The organism is Nostoc sp. (genome assembly GCF_036917375.1).
Lineage (GTDB): Bacteria > Cyanobacteriota > Cyanobacteriia > Cyanobacteriales > Nostocaceae > Nostoc.
Map to the genome: position 1 here is coordinate 17,650 of NZ_JBALDN010000079.1, position 22,991 is coordinate 40,640.

Annotated in this window: 22 protein-coding genes and 1 pseudogene; 13 read left to right on the forward strand and 10 right to left on the reverse strand. The window is 42.0% G+C overall.

Annotated elements, in window-relative coordinates:
• The first annotated feature begins 99 nt into the window (after positions 1-99).
• Entirely contained in the window at positions 100-1,080 is a 981-nt protein-coding gene (locus tag V7K45_RS20730) for a 2-dehydropantoate 2-reductase (protein ID WP_335006718.1), read from the forward strand.
• 577 nt (positions 1,081-1,657) lie between these two features.
• Here the strand turns inward: V7K45_RS20730 and V7K45_RS20735 are convergent.
• Positions 1,658-1,894, reverse strand: a complete 237-nt coding sequence (locus tag V7K45_RS20735) for a hypothetical protein (RefSeq protein WP_335006720.1) — start codon at positions 1,892-1,894, stop codon at positions 1,658-1,660.
• 113 nt (positions 1,895-2,007) lie between these two features.
• Here V7K45_RS20735 and V7K45_RS20740 point away from each other — a divergent pair, with 113 nt between their 5' ends.
• Together V7K45_RS20740 and V7K45_RS20745 are read left to right on the forward strand one after the other, a co-directional pair.
• Positions 2,008-3,498 carry an ABC transporter permease subunit gene (locus V7K45_RS20740; RefSeq protein ID WP_335006722.1) on the forward strand — a complete coding sequence of 497 codons (1,491 nt, stop codon included), beginning with the start codon at positions 2,008-2,010 and terminating at the stop codon, positions 3,496-3,498.
• Entirely contained in the window at positions 3,491-4,225 is a 735-nt protein-coding gene (locus V7K45_RS20745; protein WP_335006724.1) for an amino acid ABC transporter ATP-binding protein, read from the forward strand. The genes V7K45_RS20740 and V7K45_RS20745 overlap by 8 nt, the downstream gene beginning before the upstream one ends.
• Before the next feature lie 247 nt (positions 4,226-4,472).
• On the opposite strand, the gene V7K45_RS20750 is transcribed toward V7K45_RS20745, so the two are convergent.
• The gene (locus tag V7K45_RS20750; protein ID WP_335006726.1) at positions 4,473-6,023 is read right to left on the reverse strand and encodes a cytochrome P450; all 1,551 of its coding nucleotides are present in this window, start codon (positions 6,021-6,023) and stop codon (positions 4,473-4,475) included.
• 183 nt (positions 6,024-6,206) lie between these two features.
• On the opposite strand from V7K45_RS20750, the gene V7K45_RS20755 reads away from it, so the two are divergent.
• The gene (locus V7K45_RS20755) at positions 6,207-6,785 is read left to right on the forward strand and encodes an NADPH-dependent FMN reductase (protein ID WP_335006728.1); all 579 of its coding nucleotides are present in this window, start codon (positions 6,207-6,209) and stop codon (positions 6,783-6,785) included.
• 351 nt (positions 6,786-7,136) lie between these two features.
• Positions 7,137-7,991: pseudogene (locus V7K45_RS33030) on the forward strand (IS982 family transposase).
• Between the two features lie 211 nt (positions 7,992-8,202).
• Here the strand turns inward: V7K45_RS33030 and V7K45_RS20765 are convergent.
• Positions 8,203-10,356: a hybrid sensor histidine kinase/response regulator gene (locus tag V7K45_RS20765; RefSeq protein WP_335006730.1), complete on the reverse strand. Its 2,154-nt coding sequence runs from the start codon at positions 10,354-10,356 to the stop codon at positions 8,203-8,205.
• Positions 10,357-10,587: 231 nt separating this feature from the next.
• On the opposite strand from V7K45_RS20765, the gene V7K45_RS20770 reads away from it, so the two are divergent.
• Complete coding sequence (locus V7K45_RS20770) at positions 10,588-10,785, forward strand: hypothetical protein (protein ID WP_335006732.1); 198 nt, start codon at positions 10,588-10,590, stop codon at positions 10,783-10,785.
• A gap of 2 nt (positions 10,786-10,787) precedes the next feature.
• Here V7K45_RS20770 and V7K45_RS20775 read toward each other — a convergent pair whose 3' ends face one another.
• Positions 10,788-11,261, reverse strand: a complete 474-nt coding sequence (locus tag V7K45_RS20775; RefSeq protein WP_335006734.1) for a tetratricopeptide repeat protein — start codon at positions 11,259-11,261, stop codon at positions 10,788-10,790.
• Between the two features lie 3 nt (positions 11,262-11,264).
• Positions 11,265-12,278: a homogentisate phytyltransferase gene (locus V7K45_RS20780; RefSeq protein ID WP_335006736.1), complete on the reverse strand. Its 1,014-nt coding sequence runs from the start codon at positions 12,276-12,278 to the stop codon at positions 11,265-11,267.
• Between the two features lie 403 nt (positions 12,279-12,681).
• Between V7K45_RS20780 and V7K45_RS20785 the strand changes: the two genes are divergently transcribed.
• The 3 genes from V7K45_RS20785 (at position 12,682) to V7K45_RS20795 (ending at position 16,207) form a co-directional block, all read left to right on the forward strand.
• Positions 12,682-12,963: a glutaredoxin family protein gene (locus V7K45_RS20785; protein ID WP_335006738.1), complete on the forward strand. Its 282-nt coding sequence runs from the start codon at positions 12,682-12,684 to the stop codon at positions 12,961-12,963.
• A 53-nt stretch (positions 12,964-13,016) separates the two neighbouring features.
• Positions 13,017-14,519 carry a UDP-N-acetylmuramoyl-L-alanyl-D-glutamate--2,6-diaminopimelate ligase gene (locus V7K45_RS20790; RefSeq protein WP_335006740.1) on the forward strand — a complete coding sequence of 501 codons (1,503 nt, stop codon included), beginning with the start codon at positions 13,017-13,019 and terminating at the stop codon, positions 14,517-14,519.
• A 224-nt stretch (positions 14,520-14,743) separates the two neighbouring features.
• A complete protein-coding gene (locus V7K45_RS20795) occupies positions 14,744-16,207 on the forward strand; it encodes a DICT sensory domain-containing protein (RefSeq protein WP_335006742.1) in 1,464 nt (487 codons plus the stop codon).
• Positions 16,208-16,247: 40 nt separating this feature from the next.
• Here the strand turns inward: V7K45_RS20795 and V7K45_RS20800 are convergent, their stop codons facing one another.
• Complete coding sequence (locus tag V7K45_RS20800; protein WP_335006744.1) at positions 16,248-16,535, reverse strand: hypothetical protein; 288 nt, start codon at positions 16,533-16,535, stop codon at positions 16,248-16,250.
• A gap of 58 nt (positions 16,536-16,593) precedes the next feature.
• A complete protein-coding gene (gene mnmE / locus V7K45_RS20805) occupies positions 16,594-17,988 on the reverse strand; it encodes a tRNA uridine-5-carboxymethylaminomethyl(34) synthesis GTPase MnmE (RefSeq protein ID WP_335006746.1) in 1,395 nt (464 codons plus the stop codon).
• Positions 17,989-18,201: 213 nt separating this feature from the next.
• Between mnmE and V7K45_RS20810 the strand changes: the two genes are divergently transcribed.
• Complete coding sequence (locus V7K45_RS20810) at positions 18,202-18,402, forward strand: hypothetical protein (protein ID WP_335006748.1); 201 nt, start codon at positions 18,202-18,204, stop codon at positions 18,400-18,402.
• A gap of 38 nt (positions 18,403-18,440) precedes the next feature.
• Here V7K45_RS20810 and V7K45_RS20815 read toward each other — a convergent pair whose 3' ends face one another.
• From V7K45_RS20815 to V7K45_RS20825, 3 genes are all read right to left on the reverse strand, one after another.
• Positions 18,441-19,109, reverse strand: coding sequence for a Uma2 family endonuclease (locus V7K45_RS20815; RefSeq protein ID WP_335006750.1), 669 nt, complete (start codon positions 19,107-19,109; stop codon positions 18,441-18,443).
• A gap of 121 nt (positions 19,110-19,230) precedes the next feature.
• Positions 19,231-20,277, reverse strand: coding sequence for a DUF1611 domain-containing protein (locus tag V7K45_RS20820; protein ID WP_335006752.1), 1,047 nt, complete (start codon positions 20,275-20,277; stop codon positions 19,231-19,233).
• Entirely contained in the window at positions 20,261-21,313 is a 1,053-nt protein-coding gene (locus tag V7K45_RS20825) for a dipeptide epimerase (RefSeq protein WP_335006754.1), read from the reverse strand. Before V7K45_RS20825 ends, V7K45_RS20820 begins: the two co-directional genes overlap by 17 nt.
• Before the next feature lie 130 nt (positions 21,314-21,443).
• Here V7K45_RS20825 and V7K45_RS20830 point away from each other — a divergent pair, with 130 nt between their 5' ends.
• From V7K45_RS20830 to V7K45_RS20840, 3 genes are all read left to right on the forward strand, one after another.
• Positions 21,444-21,995: an NUDIX hydrolase gene (locus V7K45_RS20830; protein WP_335006756.1), complete on the forward strand. Its 552-nt coding sequence runs from the start codon at positions 21,444-21,446 to the stop codon at positions 21,993-21,995.
• A gap of 218 nt (positions 21,996-22,213) precedes the next feature.
• Positions 22,214-22,597 (forward strand): hypothetical protein, encoded by a 384-nt coding sequence (locus tag V7K45_RS20835; RefSeq protein WP_335006758.1) that lies wholly within the window; start codon positions 22,214-22,216, stop codon positions 22,595-22,597.
• 8 nt (positions 22,598-22,605) lie between these two features.
• Positions 22,606-22,941, forward strand: coding sequence for a hypothetical protein (locus tag V7K45_RS20840; protein ID WP_335006760.1), 336 nt, complete (start codon positions 22,606-22,608; stop codon positions 22,939-22,941).
• Positions 22,942-22,991 lie beyond the last annotated feature (50 nt).

The following is a 22,991-nucleotide window of genomic DNA, read 5'->3' on the forward strand; positions in this document are numbered from 1 at the left end:
AGTGAGTAGTAGTTGTGAATCTTTCCACTCTAAGCTGGAGAATTCACTACTGGGAACTGAATTGGATACCGTTTTTCACAAATCATATTTTTTGGCTAAATGAAAATCTGTATTGTTGGCGCGGGTGCGATTGGTGGATATTTAGGGGCGAAATTGGCACTGGTAGGTGAAGAGGTGACATTAATCGCGCGTGGTTCTCATTTGGAGGCAATTCAAAAAAATGGGCTGAAGTTGCTCATGGCAGATGGTTCTAGCCAAATTGCTACTCCGGCTTTGGCAACTAACGATATTCAAGAAGCTGGGCCACAGGATGTAGTAATTTTAACTGTGAAGGCTCACAGTGTTCCTGCGCTCGCACCCTTTCTCCCTGCACTTTACAATCCTCACACGATGGTGGTGACAGCCCAAAATGGCGTTCCTTGGTGGTACTTTCGCAAGCATGGCGGTGAGTTTGAAGGTACGCGGATTCAATCTGTCGATCCAGATGGGATTATTGAAGCTAGTATCGGTGCTGAACGCGCCATCGGTTGTGTGATTTACCCGGCAACTGAGATAATTGAACCGGGTGTAATCAAACATATTGAAGGCGATCGCTTTACTCTGGGTGAAATCAACGGTAGTAAAACCGAACGCATCCAATTATTGGCACAAACTTTAAAACAAGCAGGATTCAAAGCACCAATCCGCAACCAAATTCGCACGGAAATTTGGATCAAGTTGTGGGGAAATGTGGCATTTAATCCCATCAGTGCCTTGACTGGTGCGACTTTAGAGGATATTTGCCGCTATCCCCTCACCCGCGAACTAGCAGGGCGAATGATGAGTGAAACTCAAGCGATCGCAGAAAATTTAGGTATAAAATTTGGCATCACTTTAGAACAGCGAATTAATGGGGCAGAAAATGTTGGCGCACACAAAACCTCAATGTTGCAAGATATTGAAGCCAGACGCGCTACGGAGATAGATGCTATTGTTGGCGCGGTGGCAGAATTGGGAAAACTTACTCAAATTCCCACACCTTATATTGATGCGATTTATGCCAGCGTTAAGCTGCTGGAAGCGACTAAAGTCAGAATTTGACAGTCCCGAAGTTTTCATGGGATTAAGGGATTTCCAAGTAATAAAATATCACAATATTTCTTGTGGGATAGGCATCTTGCCCGTCCTGTGAATTGGGCGCTCATGTTGCGCACCCCACAAGATTGAATAATTTATTTATTAGAGTTCCTTAAGCAGAGACTTTACCATGCATTAATTAGGGCTTGCAAGCCGATGCAATGGCATAATATCATGTCCGCATAATTAGTTATGCTAACCACAGTCATTGCACCCCACCCCTTAATCCCCTCCCCGCTTGCGGGGCTACGGTGTACACACAAGTCGAATTACCCCCCTTAATCCCCCCTTGTCAAGGGGGGAAACAAGAGAATCTCGTTCCCTCGCGGTACTCTAGCATCAGATAGCGTGCCGATAGCAATCTTGTCAAGGGGGGAAACAAGAGAATCTCGTTCCCTCCCCTTTACAAGGGGAGGGTTAGGGTGGGGTAATTCAAGGACTAGTAGTGATTCCATAACTTGTGTGTACACCGTAGGCTTGCGGGGAGGGGAGACAAAGCGTAGCTTTGGCGGGGGTGGGGTTCTTCGGGTTTAATAAGCAATCAAGCGGACATGGCATAACAAGCCGATGCAATGGCATAACAAGCCGATGCAATGGCATAACAAGCCGATGCAATGGCATAACAAGCCAATGCAATGGCATAACAAGTCGATGCAATGGCATAACAAGTCGATGCAATGGCATAACAAGCCGATGCAATGGCATAACAAGTCGATGCAATGGCATAACAAGCCGATGCAATGGCATAACAAGTCGATGCAATGGCATTGCAGGGCAAGATGTGGGGAAATATTTAAAAGACTTGTGTGTACACCATAGCCATTTAGCGGACATGATATCACAGGTATTATTTGCTCGATTAATGTAGCAGTTTAAGGTGCAGAATGTTTTATGAAGAAAAAAAAAGGATGGCTATTAACGATACTGGTTGTAGCAGTAGTAGGAATCAGCATCATCACAGGACATAGCAATTCTCTCAAAGCCGCTTCACCTCTAGGTAAAGACACGCTGACGATGATTACTTCCCCAGATTATCCTCCTTATGAGTTTTATGATACGAAAGGAGGCGATCGCCAAATAGTTGGCTTTGATATAGATATTGCCAAAACCCTTGCTGAAAAACTTGGGTTTAAACTTCAAATAATGGAATCTGATTTTAATGGATTAATCCCTGCACTCCAAGCAAATCGCGCTGATTTTGTCATGGCTGGGATGACTCCGACTCCAGAACGTCAGAAAAATATTGACTTTTCAATTATTTATTACGAAGCCAAAGATACCATTGTCGCTCCTAAAGGTAGCAACCTGAAACAACCCCAAGACTTATCAGGAAAAAAGCTTGGGGTACAACTAGGAACCATACAAGAACAAAATGCCCAAAAAATTGCTAAAAAAGTTGCGGGTATTCAGCTAAAGCAACTCAATAAAGTGCCGGAAGTAGTCCAGGAAATCAAATCTGGGCGAATTGATGCTGCAATTGTTGAGGATACCGTCGCTAAGGGATTCGCCCAAGCTAACCCAGATTTAGAATTTAATACTATTCCGTCAGAAGAGGCAAGTGGATCGGCGATCGCTTTTCCCAAAGGTTCTTCTTTTGTAGAACCGTTTAACAAAGTCCTTCAACAAATGAAGGACGATGGCACATTGGCTAAACTAGTAACCAAGTGGTTTTCACAGAATACCGCCGCCAATTCTGCATCTTCAACTCCTGCTAAAGGCGGATTGAATCTCGACTTCACCAGAATTCTTCCAGACATTCCCTTTATTCTGCGGGGAATCCCATTAACTTTGTTGTTTACCCTATTATCTGTAACCTTGGGGTTAATCTGGGGAACAATCCTGTCTCTATTAAAAATTCTCGGCATCAAGCCGCTTACCTGGGTTGCTAATGCCTACACCTCTGTTTTTCGAGGTACACCTTTGCTATTACAGTTGGCATTAGTTTACTACGCAACACCCCAGCTTACAGGCTATGACATTTCCGCATTGCAGGCTGGGGTGCTAACTTTTACCCTGAATTCTGGCGCTTATATGTCGGAAACCATCAGGGGTGGGATTCAAGCAGTGGATAAAGGACAAAGTGAAGCGGCGATGTCTATGGGTGTTCCCTATTGGTTGATGATGTGGGATGTGATTTTGCCCCAAGCATTGAAGAACATTCTCCCAGCATTGGTAAATGAAACTATCGGATTGCTTAAAGATTCTGCGCTGGTGTCAACGATTGGAGTGGTGGAAATATTACGCAGCGCCCAAATTGTTGGTGCAAACAAATATATTTATTTTGAACCACTGTTATTTGCAGGGTTAATCTACTATGTTTTGGTAATGGGTATGACCTTGGGTGCATCCGCTTTAGAAAGGAGGTTACGGGAAAGTGAGTAATGTAGTAATTCGCACGGAATTCTTATGTAAATCCTTTGGCAAACTTGACGTACTCAAAGATATTTCCACTGAGTTTTATCAGGGAGAAGTGGTTGCTATACTAGGCCCTTCTGGTTCAGGGAAGTCTACCTTTTTACGATGCATAAACTTGTTGGAAAAACCCACCAGAGGCAGAATCTACTTTCACGATCGAGAAATCACCAAGCCTAAAACAAACATTGCTAAGGTGCGCCAGCATTTGGTGATGGTATTTCAACATTTTAATTTGTTTCCCCACATGAATGTGCTGGAAAATGTCACCTACGCACCCATAAAGGTGAAAGGAATAAACAAGCAAAAAGCAGAAGAACATGGCTTAGAATTGCTTGCTAAGGTAGGTTTAGAGTCAAAAGTATCTGTGTACCCATCCAAACTATCTGGGGGACAGAAACAGCGAGTTGCGATCGCCCGTGCATTAGCAATGGAACCAGAGATGATTTTGTTTGATGAACCCACCTCTGCACTAGATCCAGAAATGGTTAAGGATGTGCTGGAAGTGATGAAAGATTTAGCACTATCTGGGATGACAATGGCTATCGTTACCCATGAAATGGGCTTTGCCAGAGAAGTTGCCAATCGGATTATGTTCCTCGACCAGGGAAGTTTAGCAGAAGACACTACTCCTAACGAGTTTTTCCAAAATCCTCAGTGCGATCGCGCCAAGCAATTTTTAGAAAAAATGCTTTAGAACATCAGGAATTTGCTGCTTTTTTTGTATTCTTGAAACTTTTCTAAAACGGGGCGATCGTTTGGCATTAGCGCAGGTAAATCAGCCAAATCAATTACTATCGGCAGGGTGATTTTAGGTTTCCATCACTCTAGTAAACGCGCACTCACTGAAGTTGCGATCGCCAATCAAATTTGGCAATACCCTGTAATGGCAATGAATGCATCGGCTTGCACTGTTAATGCGTTCCTCTGAAACGGTATTATCCCTACTTTCTCAACCGAAAACGCACCGGCATTCTATCAGGCGGATAAATCAAAAGGTTCTGCTGTAACTGTTCCAGAGATGATCGGCCGTTGACTAACTCCCAGTCAAAGTAGTAAAGCAGTAGTGCCAGCATCATCGTTCCTTCCAGCATTGACAAATGCTCTCCCAAGCAACGATGAGAACCTGAGCCAAAGTCTATCATTGGCAGTTGACTATTTTCCTTACTCTTGTCTAACCAACGCTCCGGCAGAAATTCATCGGGATGCGAATAGACTTCTGGATCTCGTCCAGCAGCAAGCATTGACCAGTATATTTTCGTGCCACGAGGAATAATCTTACCCTCAATAACGGTGTCACGTTCAGCCTCCAATGAAGTCGAGCCTAAAGCGACTGAATAAAGGCGCAAAGTTTCCTTGAGAATAGCGCGGATGTAATTCAATTCCTTGAGGCTTTCTCCATTAATACTGCCTTGACTTTCCCAAGCTTGGTCAACAACCGCTTGTGCCTGCTGAAAAACTCTTGGATTTAAGGCCAACTCTCCTATTGCAAAGGATAAAGTATGGGCCGTGGTATCAGTACCAGCGATTAAAAGTTCAATAACTTCTGCTACTAGTGTTTCCCGATTGTATTTTGGTTCTTTGGCAGCTATTTTTACCAACATTGATTCTTGGAACAAAGGACTTACCTGTGTTAAATCCGTCTGATTTTGTTCTCTCATCTGTAAAGCTAAGTCTACACGGGGAGTAATAAACTCCTCTAAATATCGCCTTGCTGCCCAATAATCTCGTGAATTCTTAGTTGGCAGATATTTCATCCATATCTTCTCGCCAGTAGCTACCCGTAGGAACCGATAGCCAACAATAGACATCGCCTCGTACACCTTGAGAACATCAAGGGGTTGTCCTTCATGAGTAGCAACGTTTTTATCCACAGGAATGCCCAGTACAAGAGAGGAAATAACCCTCATTGTTAGTTCTACAAACAGAGGATCTACCTGAACTTCTGGTGAAGCAGCTGACTGAATTTTCTCAATTGTTTGTTCGCAAGCTTGGCTAATAATTTCCACATATTTGGAGAGACCGCTAGAACTAAATTCAGGGTTCCAAGCCTTGCGTCTGTACTGCCACTCACTTCCGTTTTGACCTAAAAGAATGGGCCCACCAATGTCGTTCCAAGCTTTGCTAGCTCGCTGTGACCTAATTAGGCTACCGTCTCTCATCCCATTAACAATAGTGTCTTCGATAAGTTTTGGTTTACTCAAAACGAGAACTGGATAGCCAGTCCAGTAAACATACATTGGGCCTAGCTGCTGGCTCCAATCAAACAATAATTGAAAGAATTTCTTCTCTTTGACTGCTGCTAATACTTGAGGAATATTTCCTAATAGCCAGTGTCTTTTAGGAGAGGGAAAGGACTGTAGAGATTTGTAAGTGTTCTTTTGTTTCCACCACCGCCAACCAAATATTCCCGCTGTGCTAGTAATGCCTAAGGCTGTAACTAAATATAGAAATGAGTCAGAAAAAGTAATTTGAGCAGCAATCTCTTGGAACATGAATCCGCCTTTGCTCAACAAAAACTTAGATTATTCAGATACTACCGTATTGTTTCCAGATTCGTTTAGCGCGGTTCTCAGTTGAGTGGTTTCTAAAGAAAATCTAAAGGTAGCAAATAGCGATCGCCTGAAAACAGGATAATGCAGCTGAACAGGTTAATCCTTCCCATTCAACCTAGAATTATGGCATCTACACCGAAAATCCTCGCCTTTGCTGGCAGCACCCGGATAGATTCTTACAACAAAAAACTGGTAAAAATCGCGGCAGCTGGTGCTAAGGCAGCAGGCGCAGAAGTGACTTATATAGACCTCCGCGATTTGCCCTTACCTCTGTATGATGAAGACTTGGAAGCTCAAGAAGGACTACCTGCCAACGCCCGCACGTTTAAGGACTTGATGATTTCTCATCAAGGATTGCTGATTGCTTCGCCGGAATATAACAGTTCACTCACAGCAGTTTTGAAGAACGCCATTGACTGGGCATCTCGTCCAGCCCCAAATGAAGCACCATTGGCTGCTTTTGCAGGGAAGGTTGCTAGTATTATGAGCGCTTCCCCAGGCGCTCTTGGTGGTTTGCGGGGGTTAGTTCACCTGCGGTCTATTTTGGGGAACATCAAAGTTTTGGTACTTCCCGACCAAGTAGCAGTACCCAAAGCTTATGAAGCCTTTAATGCTGATGGCACGTTAAAAGATCCGAAACAGCAAGAATCTATTGAGCGGTTAGGCGATGGCTTAACAAAGATATTGCTGAAGCTTAACTAAATTCTTCAGGTGTTCAGTAAATAACGAACACTTATAAGTAAATGTTTAATCCCTAATAGGGATTTTGATAAATTGCAATGTATATATTTTTCTACGTTACGCTGAATAGCCATGTTTCAATCCCTAATAGGGATTTTGATAAATTGCAATCTCGCTCTCAACGCGGACATTGCCCTACTAGAGCCGTTTCAATCCCTAATAGGGATTTTGATAAATTGCAATCACAAGGAGATATTCCACCAAAACAAGATTGTGGGTTTCAATCCCTAATAACCCAAGTTGCTAGTTATTGATTCAGGCGATCGCTTTGTGCAATAAAATCCCCTCCAGAGATGAAAAACGGAGGGGAATATGTTAAACGAAATAATTACTGTCTATGCTATGATCGATGATTTGTTAAAGGCGATTAGGCATAGTGAAGACTGTCGCCGAGAGATAAATGACGCAGAAATCATTACAACTGCCATCTGCGCGGCGATGTTCTTTAATGGTAATCATAGCAAGGCTTGTAGCTATTATGTTAGACCATAATTTGATATCTAATATGTTAGAAAAGTCACGATTTAATCGGAGATTACACAGTGTCTCAATGTTAATCAACGACTTGTTTCATCAAGTGGGAATGATACTGAAAGAAATTAGTGATTCCACTGAATATCTTTTAGACTCTTTTCCAGTGCCCATCTGTGACAACATCCGGATCTTTAATGTAAGAATAATCCAGTCTGAGCAGTATAGAGCGGAGTCGGAGATGCTCCGCCTCCGGGTTACATCGCATCCAAAAAACGATATTTTTAGGGCGTTCGAGTTCAGTTATTAACAACCAAAAATGGTATTCCCGTAGAATTTGTGTTTATGCCTGGTAGTGCTAACGATATACGTGCTTTAAATGCCTTACCTTTAAATCTCCCAGCTGGTAGTAAACTTTATGGTGACTCAGCTTACACGGATTACACCATTGAAGATGACTTGGAACAAACAAGTCAAATTTTTTTACAAGTCATGCGAAAAAAGAACTCCCAGCCTCAGGATCAGCCTTGGAATCAATATATTAAACAACATACTCGGCATTATATCGAAACTGTATTTAGTAGTATCACTTGTGTTTTCCCAAAATCAATACATGCAGTCACTTATGAAGGGTTTTTACTTAAGCTACAAGCATTCATTTTTTCTTTTACTCTTCAACAAGCTTTTATTAAATAAGTAATTTATATAACTTAAAATTATTTCAGTATCTGAATGCTGGCTACAACGGCATGGCAGGTTGGCGCTACCCACCAACCCCACTTTCTTATACGCGTAGGCGTAGCCCGCCGCAGGCATCGCATCAATTGAGCGATCACAAGTTCATATCAGTCGATAACCCGCAACTTGGGTTAATAGATGATAATTTATTAAAAGTAAAAAGTCATTTTTAGGTAATGACTGAAACTTTTGTTTCCATCAATTTAACAATCGCTGCAATTAATTTTTCTGGATTAAGAGGTTTGGATAAATGCATCTGAAACCCAGCCTTTAGGGCTTTTTCATGGTCATTGTTTCTCGCAAAGGCAGTTAAGGCAATTGCTGGAATTTGTCCACCTTGTTCTGGTGCCCGAGTTCTCACTTCATGTATTAACATATAGCCATCCATATCGGGCATACTAATATCGCTTACCAACACATCTAGCTTGACCTCTGCTAAGGCTTGTAATGCTTCTTCAGCAGAAGATACTGCCATCACAAAAGCCCCATCTTGCTCTAATACAAAAGCAACAAAATCTCGCGAATCAGTATCATCATCGACAACTAAAACTCTGATGCCATTCAGAGGTAAGGAGTTAGTAGCTAAGAATGCAGGGTAATTTTGTCCCTCCGTCAGCTTTGGACTTTCATCTGGTAAAAGCGGTAAGCTAACAGTAAATATTGCCCCTTGACCCTCACCGTGGCTATCTGCTTTGACAATGCCGCCATGCATTTCGATGATATTACGTACAATTGCTAATCCCAGTCCTAATCCACCAAAATTTCTCGTAGAGGTGCTATCTGCTTGGCGGAAATAATCAAACACGAATGGCAAAAAGTCAGCGCTAATTCCCTTACCCGTATCGCTAACGATTATTTGAGCATAGCCATCAGTTTCCTGGAGTCGCACTTCTACCTTTCCTCCTCTGGGTGTAAATTTGATTGCGTTAGAAAGGAGATTCCAGACGACTTGCTGCAAACGAGTCGAGTCGCCCATAATTTGTCCCAAACCCGGTTCAAATACTGTATTCACCTCAATCAACTTTGTTTCTGCTGCTAACTGCATTGTCTCCAGTGCCGACAATACCGTAGACTTGAGATTAATCTTCGTGATATTCAGCGTCAGTTTGCCTTGTAAAATTCTGGAAATATCCAGCAAGTCCTCAATCAGTTGAACTTGTAAGGTAGCATTTCGCTCGATTGTGGCTAGTGCTTCAGATGTCTTTTTTTGATCTAACCTGCGGGTTTGCAACAACTTTGACCAGCCGAGAATTGCGTTGAGTGGAGTGCGTAGTTCGTGAGAGAGGACGGCTAAAAATTCATCTTTAATTCTATTGGCTGTTTCTGCTTTCGCTCGTGCTACTTGTTCTAATTCCAGCAGGTGCGCTCGTTCTTCAAGTATTTGTTTTTGTTCGTGAATATCTGTACAGGTTCCAAACCACTTGACTACAAAACCTTGCTCATCTTTGAGTGGTAAACCTCGCGCTAGCTGCCAACGATATGAGCCATCAGCAGCTCGTTTAAAGCGATATTCATTGTTATACATAGTGCTATTTTTGACAGCATCAGACCACACTTTATCAGCTCTTTGAACATCATCTGGATGCAATGCAGCCAACCAACCAGAACCCAAAGATTGCTCCAATGTTAGCCCAGTGTATTCGCACCAATTTTGATTAAAATAATCGCATTCACCGTTAGGTTTAGTTGTCCATACAAGTTGAGGAATTGCCTCAGCCAAGTAACGGTAGCGTTCTTCGCTTTGTCGGAGAATTTCTAAGATTCGTTGGCGTTCAAGTATTTCTTGTTGTAATTGCTCGTTAGTCTGAGTAATTTCATTGGTGCGAACAGCAACCATTTCTTCAAGATGATTTTGGTATTTTCGCAATTCCTCCTCTACCAATAAGCGTTCGGCTATTTGGGTTTGAAGTTCTTGATTTGCTTGTTCTAATTGAGTAGGGCTAGGAAGTGCCAGTGCTTGTGGAACTAAAGGCACAAGCTCTAAGGCTGTAATTACAGATATTGTTGCAGTTACTGCTTTGAGAAACCCCGACACCCAATAGGTTGGATGCCAAAGTGTCCAAATCTCCATTAAATGAGTAGTGCCGCAAGCTACGATAAATCCACTAAACAGCAAAAAAATCCAATCAAAGGGCAAATCTTGTCGCTTGCGGACAAAGTAGAAGAGTGTAGCTGGAATTGAGTAATAAGCTAGTGCAATGAATGCGTCAGATAATATGTGTAACCAAACTAAATTCGTTTGCCATAGATAGCAGTGTCCATGTGGAATAAATGATTCTGATGTAAAAAAGTTAGTCCACAATTCTGATATAATATTTGACATAAAGACTGGATTGTTCAATCTATAAAATCTACTACTAAATTTCTACCCTTGCTTAATAATATTCTAGTACTAAAATATTGCTGATACAGTGTGTCTAATCTCTGTACTGCTTAAGGAAACTATAATATTTTTTTACAAAACAAAAAGACTGTTAGTATCATGACTGTTTTGTAAAAATAAATCATTTAAAATTCCTAATATTTTCTCTTCTAAAGCCTAAATGAATTAATTATGGCTATGGACCTTGAAGCGCATCCGATTGCAATTGTAAGGGCTATGAAAAGAGCGGTCAAACTTGCGGAAATTGCGGACATAATTATGGTATACAACAGTAAATTACCAAATAAAAACCATTCTCACCATGATGATGAGAATGGTCAAAAATTAGGAGACACAACAGGAAATTTTAATCTCTGCAATTCTGATTAAAGTTAAGATTCGCTTGACTTAGCACTCATTTTATCTAACAGTTGAGTGATTTTTTTAGCTTTTTCAGGTTGGCGCTGTTTTTGTAATAAATCTTTAGCTTGTAGGAGGTTAGTTTTAGCTTCTTCTTCTCGCTCTTGCTGCATGAGGATATTCGCCAGACGCAAGTAAGCATCAGGATTTTTCGGACTGCGGCGAATTACTTCCCGAAATAATTCTGTTGCTTCTTCTACTTGTCCTTGCTGGTTTAAAACATCTCCCAAAAACAAGCGCACAACATCATTAGTCGAGTTGATGGAAATCACTTTGCGAAAGGCCGCTTCTGCACCTTGGTAATCTTTTGCTTGGGCAAGATTAATACCTTTTTGAAACAAGTCTGAAGTTATCAAAGTTTTCCAAGCGAAATAGCCAAGGATTGAAAGACTCAGAACAACTACAACAGCAGCGATAATCGAACTAGTGGGAAAGGTTTCTAGCATTGTCTAAGCCAAAAGACAGGCGATAGGAAAAATCAGATATTCCATAAAAAAGAGTTTCCAGATAAATTGGTAGAATTGAGCGATCGCACTTTTCTCTTGTAAGTCTACCGTCAAACTCCGCAACCACAGCCAAGCCAACAGCCCCAAATGAGTAACTACCAGGAATATAGCGTTAACTGAGGCGACGTTTAGCACTCCAACCAGAATTATTCCCAGATAACAGGCAGTTATTACCCAAAGAGACAGATTGAACACAGCTTGGGGCCCAAGTTTGATGGTGAAAGTAGTAATATTGTAGAGGCGATCGCCTTCCATATCGGGGATATCTTTAAAGATAGCGATCGCAAAGGTAAACACCAAAATAAATAACGTCAGCACCCACACTACAGGGGGAATTGTTTGGCTTTGTTGCAACGCCCAACTGTAATGCAGATATAGCCCTAAGTTCACAATCGTACCGCGCACCGAAAAAATACACAGCGCCGCCCAAATGGGAAACTGTTTCAAGCGAATTGGCGGTAAAGAATAAGCAGTACCAATAGCCAAACTAATTGCTACCATGCCCAATAAAAACGGGCCAGTTAGCCACGCCACAACCAGCGCCAAAATCCCAGTAGAAGCGACAATTAATTGCCCAGTTTGCTGGGAAAACTCACCAGACGCTAAGGGTAAATGAGGCTTATTAATCTTGTCAATTTCTACATCTTCTAATTGATTCAGCCCCACAATATAAACATTGCCGCACAGACAACCAATCCATGCACCAAAAACAGGAAGTAGGGAATACGTAGAGACGCCATGAATAGCATTTGTAGAGACGCGATTCATCGCGTCTGTAGAGATATGATTAATCGCGTCTCTACTTATAGCAATGGCAATTAAATATAAACCCAAAACACTCAGACTTGTACCAATAATTGTGTGAGGGCGAGAGAATTTCCAGAAGGCGTATAACCACTGGAAATATGATAGAACTGGTTTGCCTGGTAAAGGGCTGTTTTGAGAACTTTGGCTCATGAGTAGCTTAAATACAGTATTCTGGTTGGTTGTTAATCATTGTCACAGAATTTGGTCATTAGACTTCTTTCATGAATCAAAGAGCTTTCACCCTAAATCCCTCTCCCAAGCTTGGGAGAGGGACTTTGATAATTGACTACCCTTCTCCTCCGTGCCCTCTGCGGTAGCCTGCGACAACCCAAAGCGTGTAGGTTATTCTAAACTTAATAATACCAATTTGAAAAATGATTGCGACAGATGGAAAACTGAAACATTTATCCAATGGATGTTTCACAATCCAAAATCGTTCGACTGAGTGCAGCCGTACCCTTCCAGGGAAGCAAGCTACGCGTAGCGTTCCGCAGGAAAGTCTAAAATCTAAAATCCAAAATGGTATAACTTCTTGCGCCAACTCATATCAAGAATGCGATTAATTTTATACAGTAAACCCGGCTGTCATTTATGCGAAGGCTTGCAAGAGAAGCTAGAACAAATCCAAAATCTCAGTTTCGAGTTGGAAGTTAGGGATATTACGACTCGTGAAGATTGGTTTGCTGCGTATGAGTATGAAGTGCCGGTGCTTTATTTATCGAACCACAGAGGCGCAGAGGATGAGGAGGGAAGTGAGAAACCATTGCCGCGTCCTTCTCCTCGTGCTAGCGTGCAGCAGTTGGAGCAAATGTTGCGTAAATATTTAGCCAATTAGAAAAAAATAATGCAGAATAAGCGCAAGATCAAGAATGTGACGAGGTTCACAAAATGAAATTGCGGGAATTACTAACAGCGGTAGACAGTGTTGAGCAATTGCCTAGTTATCCAACTTTGGAGGATGTGGAAGTTAGGGGTTTAAAGACGAATTCTCATGCTTGTCGTGTGGGTGATTTGTTTATTGGGATGCCAGGAACGCGAGTTGATGGTGGGGAATTTTGGCAAAGTGCGATCGCATCGGGGGCTGTAGCTGCGATCGTTTCTCCCGAAGCTGCCCAAAAAAATCCTCCCACAAATCAGGCTGTGGTCATTAGTGCCAGTAACATCACTCAAGCTTGTGCGCAGATAGCTAGTGCTTTTTACGGTTATCCAGGGCGAAAACTCAAGTTGGTAGGCGTAACTGGTACAAATGGCAAAACTACAACTACTCATCTAATTGAATTTATCCTCAACAAAGCTAATTTAGCTACAGCTTTGATGGGAACTCTCTACACTCGTTGGGCAGGTTTTGAGCAAACTGCTGCCCACACTACCCCTTTTGCAGTGGAACTGCAACAGCAGCTAGCAGAGGCGGTAAAGGCTGGGAGTGAGTTCGGGGTGATGGAAGTAAGTTCTCACGCTTTGGCTCAAGGTAGAGTGTTGGGTTGTGAATTTGAGGCGGCGGTATTTAGTAATCTTACTCAAGACCATCTCGACTATCACAGCGACATGGAAGATTACTTTGCCGCCAAAGCGTTGTTATTTAGCCCTAATTATCTCAAGGGACGGGCAATAATTAATGCTGATGATTCTTACGGGAAGCGGTTAATTGCGTCATTGGATTCCGAACGGGTTTGGAGTTACAGCGTCAACGACAACAGCGCTGATTTATGGATGAGCGATTTAAGTTACCAGCCAAATGGTGTTAGTGGGACATTACATACACCAAAAGGTGACGTGGCTTTTCGATCGCCCCTAGTCGGACAATATAATTTAGAAAATCTTTTAGCAGCCGTAGGAGCAGTTTTGCACTTAGGGCTAGATTTGCAGTTAGTGGCAGCTGTGATACCTGAGTTTCCCGGAGTTCCCGGACGGATGGAACGCGTACAAATTAATAGTGAGCAAGATATTAGTGTGATTGTGGATTATGCCCACACGCCCGATAGCTTGGAAAATTTATTAAAAGCTGCGCGTCCGTTTATACCTGGGAAAGTGATTTGTGTATTTGGTTGTGGAGGCGATCGCGATCGCACCAAGCGCCCAAAAATGGGTAAAATCGCCGCTGAGTTAGCTGATGTGGCAGTGGTGACATCAGATAATCCTCGAACTGAAGACCCAGAAAGGATTTTGCAAGATATTTTGGCGGGAATTGCTGATACAGTGCAGCCAACAGTAATTTGCGATCGGGCGATCGCAATTCGTACCGCTATTTTACAAGCACAACCCGGTGATGGAGTATTGCTTGCTGGTAAAGGTCACGAAGACTACCAAATTCTCGGTACTGAAAAAATCCATTTTGACGACCGAGAACACGCCCGTGACGCTTTACAGCAAAGACTTAACGTACAAGCTTAATTTGCGCATTGGGCATTGGAATTAGGGGAGAGGTGACAGGTGACAGGGAATAATCTGTACCCTGTAACCTGTAACCTATTCCCTTCTTCATTCCCAATCCCCTTATCGGTAGATTTTTGTATAGTTAATATTTCTTTCCGTGGTGATTTTGTAAAAAATGCACACATAAAGGTGAAAATCGAAGACAGAATTATTTCTTGCTTCATCCAAGTTGTGCTTGACTCATGAATGTTTCTCTGGCTAAGGATCTGTCTGTTTATCAACTGGTTATGGGAGTGCAAGCGCCTCCGAAACCATTGTCCCTCAGTCCTGCTACTCTGCTATCACTGGTGAGAGCGCAAATTGACTTACTCATTGAGCAGCAAATTGCAGCCACTCTCTGGGTGAAGCTACCACCAGATAAAATTTGGCAATCAGAATTAGCGCGTTATCAATCCTCGGTAGGTGCGTCTAGTCTCATTTATAGTTGCCAGATTGACGAGAGTAGGAAAGGGGAAGCAGGGGAAGACAAGGAAGAGGAAAGATTAAATATCTCCTCATCTCCCTCATCCCCATCATCTAATTATGTTCCCGTTCATCTACCACCAGATAGCCAAATGCGACGGGAAAACTTTCTGATGGTGTTATCGCCTCAGTTTTGCAGTTTAATTTTGGCTCATCGACCACTTAAAAAACGTAAAAATCAGACATTGGGGAAGGTAAATACTAATAAAAACCAGCCGTTGCTGATTATAACTACTGTTGAGGGGAGAGTAATTCAGCAAGTATTAAATAGTATTCAAGAAGCGATTGCACCAGAATCATCCTCAATTTTACCTGCTAGTTTTATTTGTCCAGCCGTGCCTCAAGCCGCACTTATGAATCAACTGTTGGCAAAACAACTCCTCCGACAAGATGAAATTAATCGTCAAATCATCACAGTACGCACTAATAAGTTGGAGCAACAAAATCAAGAACTGCACAACAAAGAGCAACTCAAAGATGAATACCTGAAAAATGTCTGTCAGGAACTGCGTATACCTTTGACGCACATGAAAACAGCACTTTCATTATTAAATTCTCCTAATCTTAAACCCCCGCAACGACAACGTTATTTACAGATGTTAAATACCCAGTGCGATCAGCAAAACTCCCTGATTACTGGTTTCTTGGAACTGGTGCAGCTAGAACAGAATTTGGACGGGACGACTTTGGAGTTGGTGCGTCTCTCAGAAATAGTACCTGGAGTAGTCAGTACTTACCAACCTGTAGCCCAAGAAAAAGGAATTATGCTAGCCTACACTGTACCGACTGAACTCCCATCTGTTTGGTGCGTGACTGGTAAACTCAGACAAATTGTAATTAATCTGTTGCACAACAGTCTTAAGTTTACCCCTAATGGAGGTCAAGTATGGGTGCGTGCCCGTAATCAAGGCGATTATGTCCAATTAGAATTCCGCGACACAGGTATCGGTATCGCCGAAAACGAAATTCCCAAAATCTTCGATCGCTTTTATCGGGTGCGTACAGCAGCAACCGAAGATTATGGTGGTGCTGGGTTAGGGTTAACGATAATACAGCAATTGCTGCTGCGCTGTGGTGGATCTATTTCTGTAAAAAGTAAATTATCTGAAGGTTCTACTTTTACAGTGCAACTGGCAACTGCTGGTAATATGCCAAGAGCGATCGCTACAGAAAATGAGTTATGAGTAATGAGTTATAAGTGATGAGTTAAAAATTCATAACTCATCACTCATAACTTTTAACTCCTACTGCTAATTTATTTGCTATGGCAAGTGCTGCCGCATCGTATTCCCAACAAGGAGAAAATTTCATGAGGTCTTGTAACAGAAAAAAAGCTGGTTTATCAACTATGTCATTTATAGTTAAAGAATCTATTTTTTTCTCAATGACAGTTAAAATGAATTCTCCCTGATAACTGCCGACTGCCCAGACACTAGCATCCCCACCTCCTCCAATACTAACTTTGATAAATTCTTCAAAGAAGAAATCAACATCTTTTCTAAAAAGTGGCATAATATTTATCTGCTTTTGTATGAAATTAACAAAGGAAAACTTTGGGTTCTATATAAAGTCATTTGCCAATACAAAACCTGCTAAAAATCCTCTCCAAAACTGATTCAGTGACTTCTTCTCCAGTAATTTCTCCTAAAGCTTGAATTGCACCCCGTAAGTCAATTGTCCAAAAATCAAGCGGTAACTGCTCGGTAATTGTTGCTTGTACTTGTTCCAAAGATATTTTAGCTTGAGTTAAGGCTGCTGCCTGCCTTTGGTTAATGGCTAAATCCATATCAGCCGCTTGGACTTTCCCCGATTGAACTATTTCTAAAATTGCTGTTTCTAAAGCGTCGATACCTTGATTTTGGGCTGCGGCTGTGAAAATTTTAGATTTGGAATTTGGAATTTGGGATTGAAGAGTTGTTCTTTTGCTTTCTTCTAATAAATCGATTTTGTTAATCACTAGAATCAACGGACGGTGTTGTACTTTTTCATAAATTTCTTCATCACCTTCTGTCCAACCTGCGGAAGCATCGATGGTAAGCAAAACTAAATCAGCTGCATTGGCAGCAAGATGCGATCGCTCGACGCCAATTTTTTCCACTTGGTCTGTTGTTTCCCGAATCCCTGCTGTATCTAGCACTTGTACGGGAATTCCCCCGACAACTAACTGAGATTCGACAACATCGCGGGTTGTACCAGGTAAATCAGTCACAATGGCGCGATCGCTCCGGCTCCAAGCGTTCAATAAACTCGACTTACCCACATTCGGACGCCCGACAATTGCCACTTTTAAACCAGTACGTAGCAACTCACCTTTATCTTTAGTTTCCAATAACCTAGTTATTTCTGCGGCAATTTTATCGATTTCTGATACAATGGCTTTATCATCCAACGGTGGAAGGTCTTCCTCAAAATCAATTCGGGCTTCAATTTCTGCCAAGATATCCAAACAGTTAGCGCGTAACTGCCGAATCGGATGAGCTAATTTTCCTTGTAAACCAGCTAAAGCACTTTGAGCCGCTTGAGGCGATTTGGCTCCCACTAAATCAGCAATACCTTCGGCTTGAGTTAAATCCAACCGTCCATTCAAAAAGGCGCGGAGAGTAAATTCTCCCGGTTGCGCTAGTCTGCTTCCATTTTCCAAACACAGTTGCAACACCTGCTGCACTGCCATAATTCCCCCGTGGCAATGGAATTCCACTACATCTTCACGGGTGTAAGAACGGGGTGCTTTCATAATCAGCAACAAGGCTTCATCTACTATTTGTTGCGTCTGGGGATGGCGAATGTAACCGTAGAGAATCCGGTGACTTTCCCAAACTTGTCGCCCTGGTGCATGAAAGAGACTTTGGGCGATTGCCATTGCTTGAGAACCAGACACCCGCACAATCCCAACACTACCCTGTTGGGGGACAACAGCAGTGGCGATCGCGGCTATAGTTCCAGTAGTAGCAAACAGTTCTGACATGAGCGCCCTTTATTAAGAGTGAGGAGTAAAAATCATAACTCATAACTCATAAGTTTCTAAATGGTGAGTATTTAGACTAATGAGATACCAACTGGCAAGGTAAAATTTATCTGTAGGTCATGCCTGATAGTAAAGAGTTAAAAGTGAAGAGTTAAAGATGAAAATCATGACTCACAACTTATAACTCATAACTTTTAGAGAGAGGAATGTACTGTGGAGCAAAAGATTAACTGCGCTGTAGCCTGTGTTAACGGGTGTGTTTTAGGGGATAAATGCCCCAATATCGAGTTTAGAGAGTCAGCCGCAAAATTTATTGAGGAGACTCCCTTAGAGAAAATGCTGGAGTTGGCACAAGAACGTCTGCGGAAAAAAATGGCAGAACCGCCAAAATGGGTTTTTCCTGAAGATCCATAGCATTTGAGCTAACAGGCACAAGCAAGACAGCGTGGAAGTTAAATGTTATCTGGATCTATATTTAATTCTCGCAGTTTTGCTGCCAAGCGATCGCTACGTTGTTTCTGGTGTTGTGCCACTTCTTCCGGTGTGGGAATCAGTTCTCCTTCACGAGTGTAAAAGCGTAATTTTTCTTGAACAACCCCTAAATATAAACCTAGCTGTTGACTCCATAACCAGCCTTGGGGATTTTGTTCTAGCGGCTGATATTTACCATCCAGCAAATGGAACCCTGAAAATTCTAAGGTTTCTGGGTCAAACCAGAAGTAATCTGGTGTGCGAAATATATCTTGGTAAATTTGTTTTTTTAAACCTTTATCAGTGTCGCCTGTGCTATCCGAGATAATTTCTATAATTACATTGGGATATTTACCATCTTCTTCCCAGACAACCCAACTTTTACGGGGTTTGCGTTCAGTCCCCAATACGACAAAAAAATCTGGCCCCCGAAAATTTTCTGATTTGCGCTGGCGTGGACTGTAGTAGATGGTGAGATTACCCGATGCATAAAAATCTTTGCGATTTTGCCACAGCCACTCCAAACATTGGATGAGCAGTGTCATTTGCAACCGATGCAAGTCAGTTTCCAAAGGCGGTTCGTCACTATATAAATCCCCTGGGGGAAATATAACATTTTCTGGGGATTCTAAATCTTGGGCGACAGACATAGCAATAAGACACTTATTGCTATAAGTTTAGCGTAGCAGTCAGCCCAACTCTTAGAGACGCTGTTCGCGTTCAGGAAATTTAAAATTCAAAACTGGTCAGGGTTAAAGCATTCCACAGCACCTAATTATTCATCACCGCATCCAAAAGCACATTGGCATCAAAGCGGACTACATCAGTGCAAGGTAGCCCCGTTTCAGCTATTGTTTGAGCGATGCTTTCCTGAGCCGCAGACTCATCTAAATGGGCTGTGTTTAGCGCTATACCGGCTACAGAAACACTTGCAAAAGCACCACCGGCATTAGCAACAGCTTCATATAGCCGAATCACCTCTGGTAAAGGTGGAATGATGACATGGGGATGATTGCGTACATGAACTTGTCCTGCCCGATGTACTAACACCAGTTGGGTTGGTTGCGAACCACGGATGAGGGGTAGAGTTGCCGTTGAACCAGGGTGTAGCAGCGAACCTTGTCCTTCAATATGCAAGATGTCGTAGTTTTTGCCATAGCGCATAACAATCTGTTCCACAGCACCGGCGGCAAAATCTACGCGCACGGCATCTAAAGCCACGCCGTCTCCTTCTAACATCACCCCAGTTTGCCCCGTGGCGAGGAATTTAGAACGCCAGCCCCGCAGTTTTGACGCCCAATGTAACTCTAGACTAGTTGACATTTTACCGATCGCCATGTCAGTTCCCACTGTCAACACCCGTCGACAGGGAAGGGTACGTGCCATTCCACTAGCAACACTGATATTAGATGGTTCTTTTCGGACATCCCAAATTAGTTGCCCTGGTTTGAGCAGTGCATTTAATTCTGGGATACTTGCCATTGGTGTATGTAAACCATTCACCAAAGACATTCCCGCTTCTAAAGCGTCTTTGATTTCCAGCCAGTAATCATCTGGTACAGCACCACCTCCTGGAGCAATACCAATTACTAAAACTTCCGGCTTGTACTCTAGGGCTGCGGCTACCGATGCCACAATCGGCACATCACGTTTGATACCTGTTAATTCTGGTAGGGATTTACCAGCACACTCGCGATCGATTACGGCTACAATTGGGGCTTCACTGTAACGTAAAATTGCTAGCCCTGTTTTGCCATGAGTCCCAATAGTCCCTTCATGAAGCAAGATAGCTACTCGTTGATTAAGTGATAGACGCACTGTGTTGTACTCCCAAGCCTGGTAAATCGTTTGGCAAAACTCTTCCTTCTTTTAGCAATGCACCCGCAAAAGGGTCATCAATTAAATTCAGGTGACTATCTAAATCTAAATAATCAGCTAGTGGTGCTAGCTGTAATGCGGCTGTATTAGCTAGCGAACTGTCAGAATAGCAACCGAACATTACTTGCAACCGATATGCTCGTGCTGTATGTACCATTCGCATTGCCTCTGTTAGTCCCCCTGATTTCATCAGTTTGATATTAATACCATCTACGCAGTTTGCCAAATCGGGAATATCGGCGCTGGTGAAACAACTTTCATCGACAAAGATGGGGAGGGGAGAGTGTTCTTTGAGTTTTACTAAACTTGGTTCTTCTCCCCGTGGTAATGGCTGTTCTACATACTTTATACCCAAATCTACTAGCCAATTGCACATGGCGATCGCATCTTCTAAACTCCAACCGCCGTTGGCATCCACAAAAAATTCTAGTTCGGGCGCTTCTTCTCGCACCGCTAAGAGCATTTTTTGATCTGCATCTATGCCATCTGGGCTACCTAGCTTCACCTTAAAAAGACGGACATCTGTAAACTTTAACCAGTCTTGCGCTCTTGCCCTAGCGCCTTCAGGTGAATTAATCCCAATTGTGACAGAAGTCGGGACTATTTGATTGCGATCGAGTCCCCAAAGTTGCCACAAGGGTAAACCTACGTGCTTACCCAACCAGTCGTGCATTGCCATATCTAGGGCAGCCCTTGCAGCAGAAGGAACCTGGTTTTGGGTTAAAACTTGCTCAATTTCCTGACGTTGTAAAGGGCTGAATGTTTGTAACAGAGGCACAACTTGCTGTAGGGCATCTTTGATTGCATCAGTTGATTGCCGATGATTACCCACACCAAATGGCGATGCTTCCCCCCAGCCTTCGATGCGATCGTGTGAAATTCTCACCCATATATTCGTTGTCTGTGCCGTTGTACCTCGACTAATAGTCAACGGAAATCTCTTGTTTACTGTAAATAAATTTACATTTATTTGCATACTTTTTATACATATTATGATACTGCCAAAGTCAGTGTAAGTTCAAAGTTTAGATTATCGAATGCATCTGTTATACTTTTTTACATTCATTACAAAGATTTTATACATACATTTTATTTTTACTTAGTTTATGAACAACTTAAAAAAATGGAAGATTTTAAAATCAAAAATGGTTTTAGATAATCCTTGGTGTCAGGTGAGGCAAGATGAAATAGAATTACCAAATGGTAAAATTATAGATGATTATTTTGTCAGTATTAAGCCTGACGTTGCGATGGTTTTACCTATCACCAGTAATAGAGAAATTATTTTTGTCCGGCAATATAGACACGCCGTAGGTGAATTTTTCTTAGAACTGCCGGCAGGAAATTTTGACCCCACAAAAGAGAGTGCAGAAGTAGCAGCAATTAGAGAATTGAGAGAAGAGACTGGTTATATTCCCCAAGAATTTAAAACAATTGGAACTTTATACGATAAGCCGAGTAAAGATACTAATAAAATACATTTATTTTTAGCAGAGAATGTGAGTAAAGTTGGAGAGCAGCAACTAGATATTACTGAAGAGATTGAAGTGGTATTAATTCCTGTAGAATCAGTTTTAGATAAAATTGCCCAAGGCGAAGTTTCTGTGGCAGGAACTATTGCGGCTCTCTTCTTAGGTTTAAATTTTATTAAATATTAATCATCGTTGTATCTCTTTTATGTTTTGTAAAAATTAATGCTTTAGACGAATTGTATACTAGAGCTTTTACAGAAAATTGTTAAAGTTTTGGCAGAAAATAATATTAAGTTTCCATATAACGTCCTTATAAGAAGGATATACAGAATTTTTCTGTACATAACTGTTATTATGCTAAGGACAGAGGGCAAATAGCTAAATTCAGATTGGCAGTTCGTAACGTGGATGTTCTAATTGAGTCAACAAAGAGCTTTGAAAAGGATCTTGGCAGGCTGAGTGAAGATGAGAAAGCCGTAGCGATAAAAAAAATTAATGATTGCGCCAGTCTCTTTCCAACTAAAAAAGCTGAAATTTATCATAAGTTGCATCGTCTTGCACTACCGTTAGATATTAATGGCTATGAATCTTCGCTCTACACCCTAAGGGTTTCGCAGAAACTAAGGGTGATTTTGACAGTAGACGAAGATCCAATTTTTGGGCAAGTTATTTTTACTCTTTTTCGAGTAGTTAAACACGATGATCTTGATAAAGCGTATAAAAGTGTGGCAGAGTCTTTGTATCAAGGATTACTCCATCACAATCGAGAAACTGCCCGGTTCTCGTAAGTTGGTTTATGGCACAAACCCTTATTCTGTGTGATGAATACGGCATTATTTATCAAGCTATGAAAATTTTGCCAGATGACGAGCTAAAGATTGCTTTTCTTGAAGCTTTGGCAGAACTTGAAGATAATGAGTGTCACAGAACAAGAAAATTTCCAAAAACGAGGCTGCACAAAGTAAAAGGTGTGAAGCAGGCAGTTTATCGTGCTGATATCGATAAAGTCTCAGGTTGGCGCATCCATGTTCAATACATTAATGGGCAAATTCATCTCAAGGATATTATCGAGGGGCAAAAACACGATGATGTAATTGAGGTGATTAAATCTAAAAAGGCACGCTATGATTAATTTTCAGTCTTAAATGGTATCTTACTCAAAAAATCTTTGCACCAGAATGC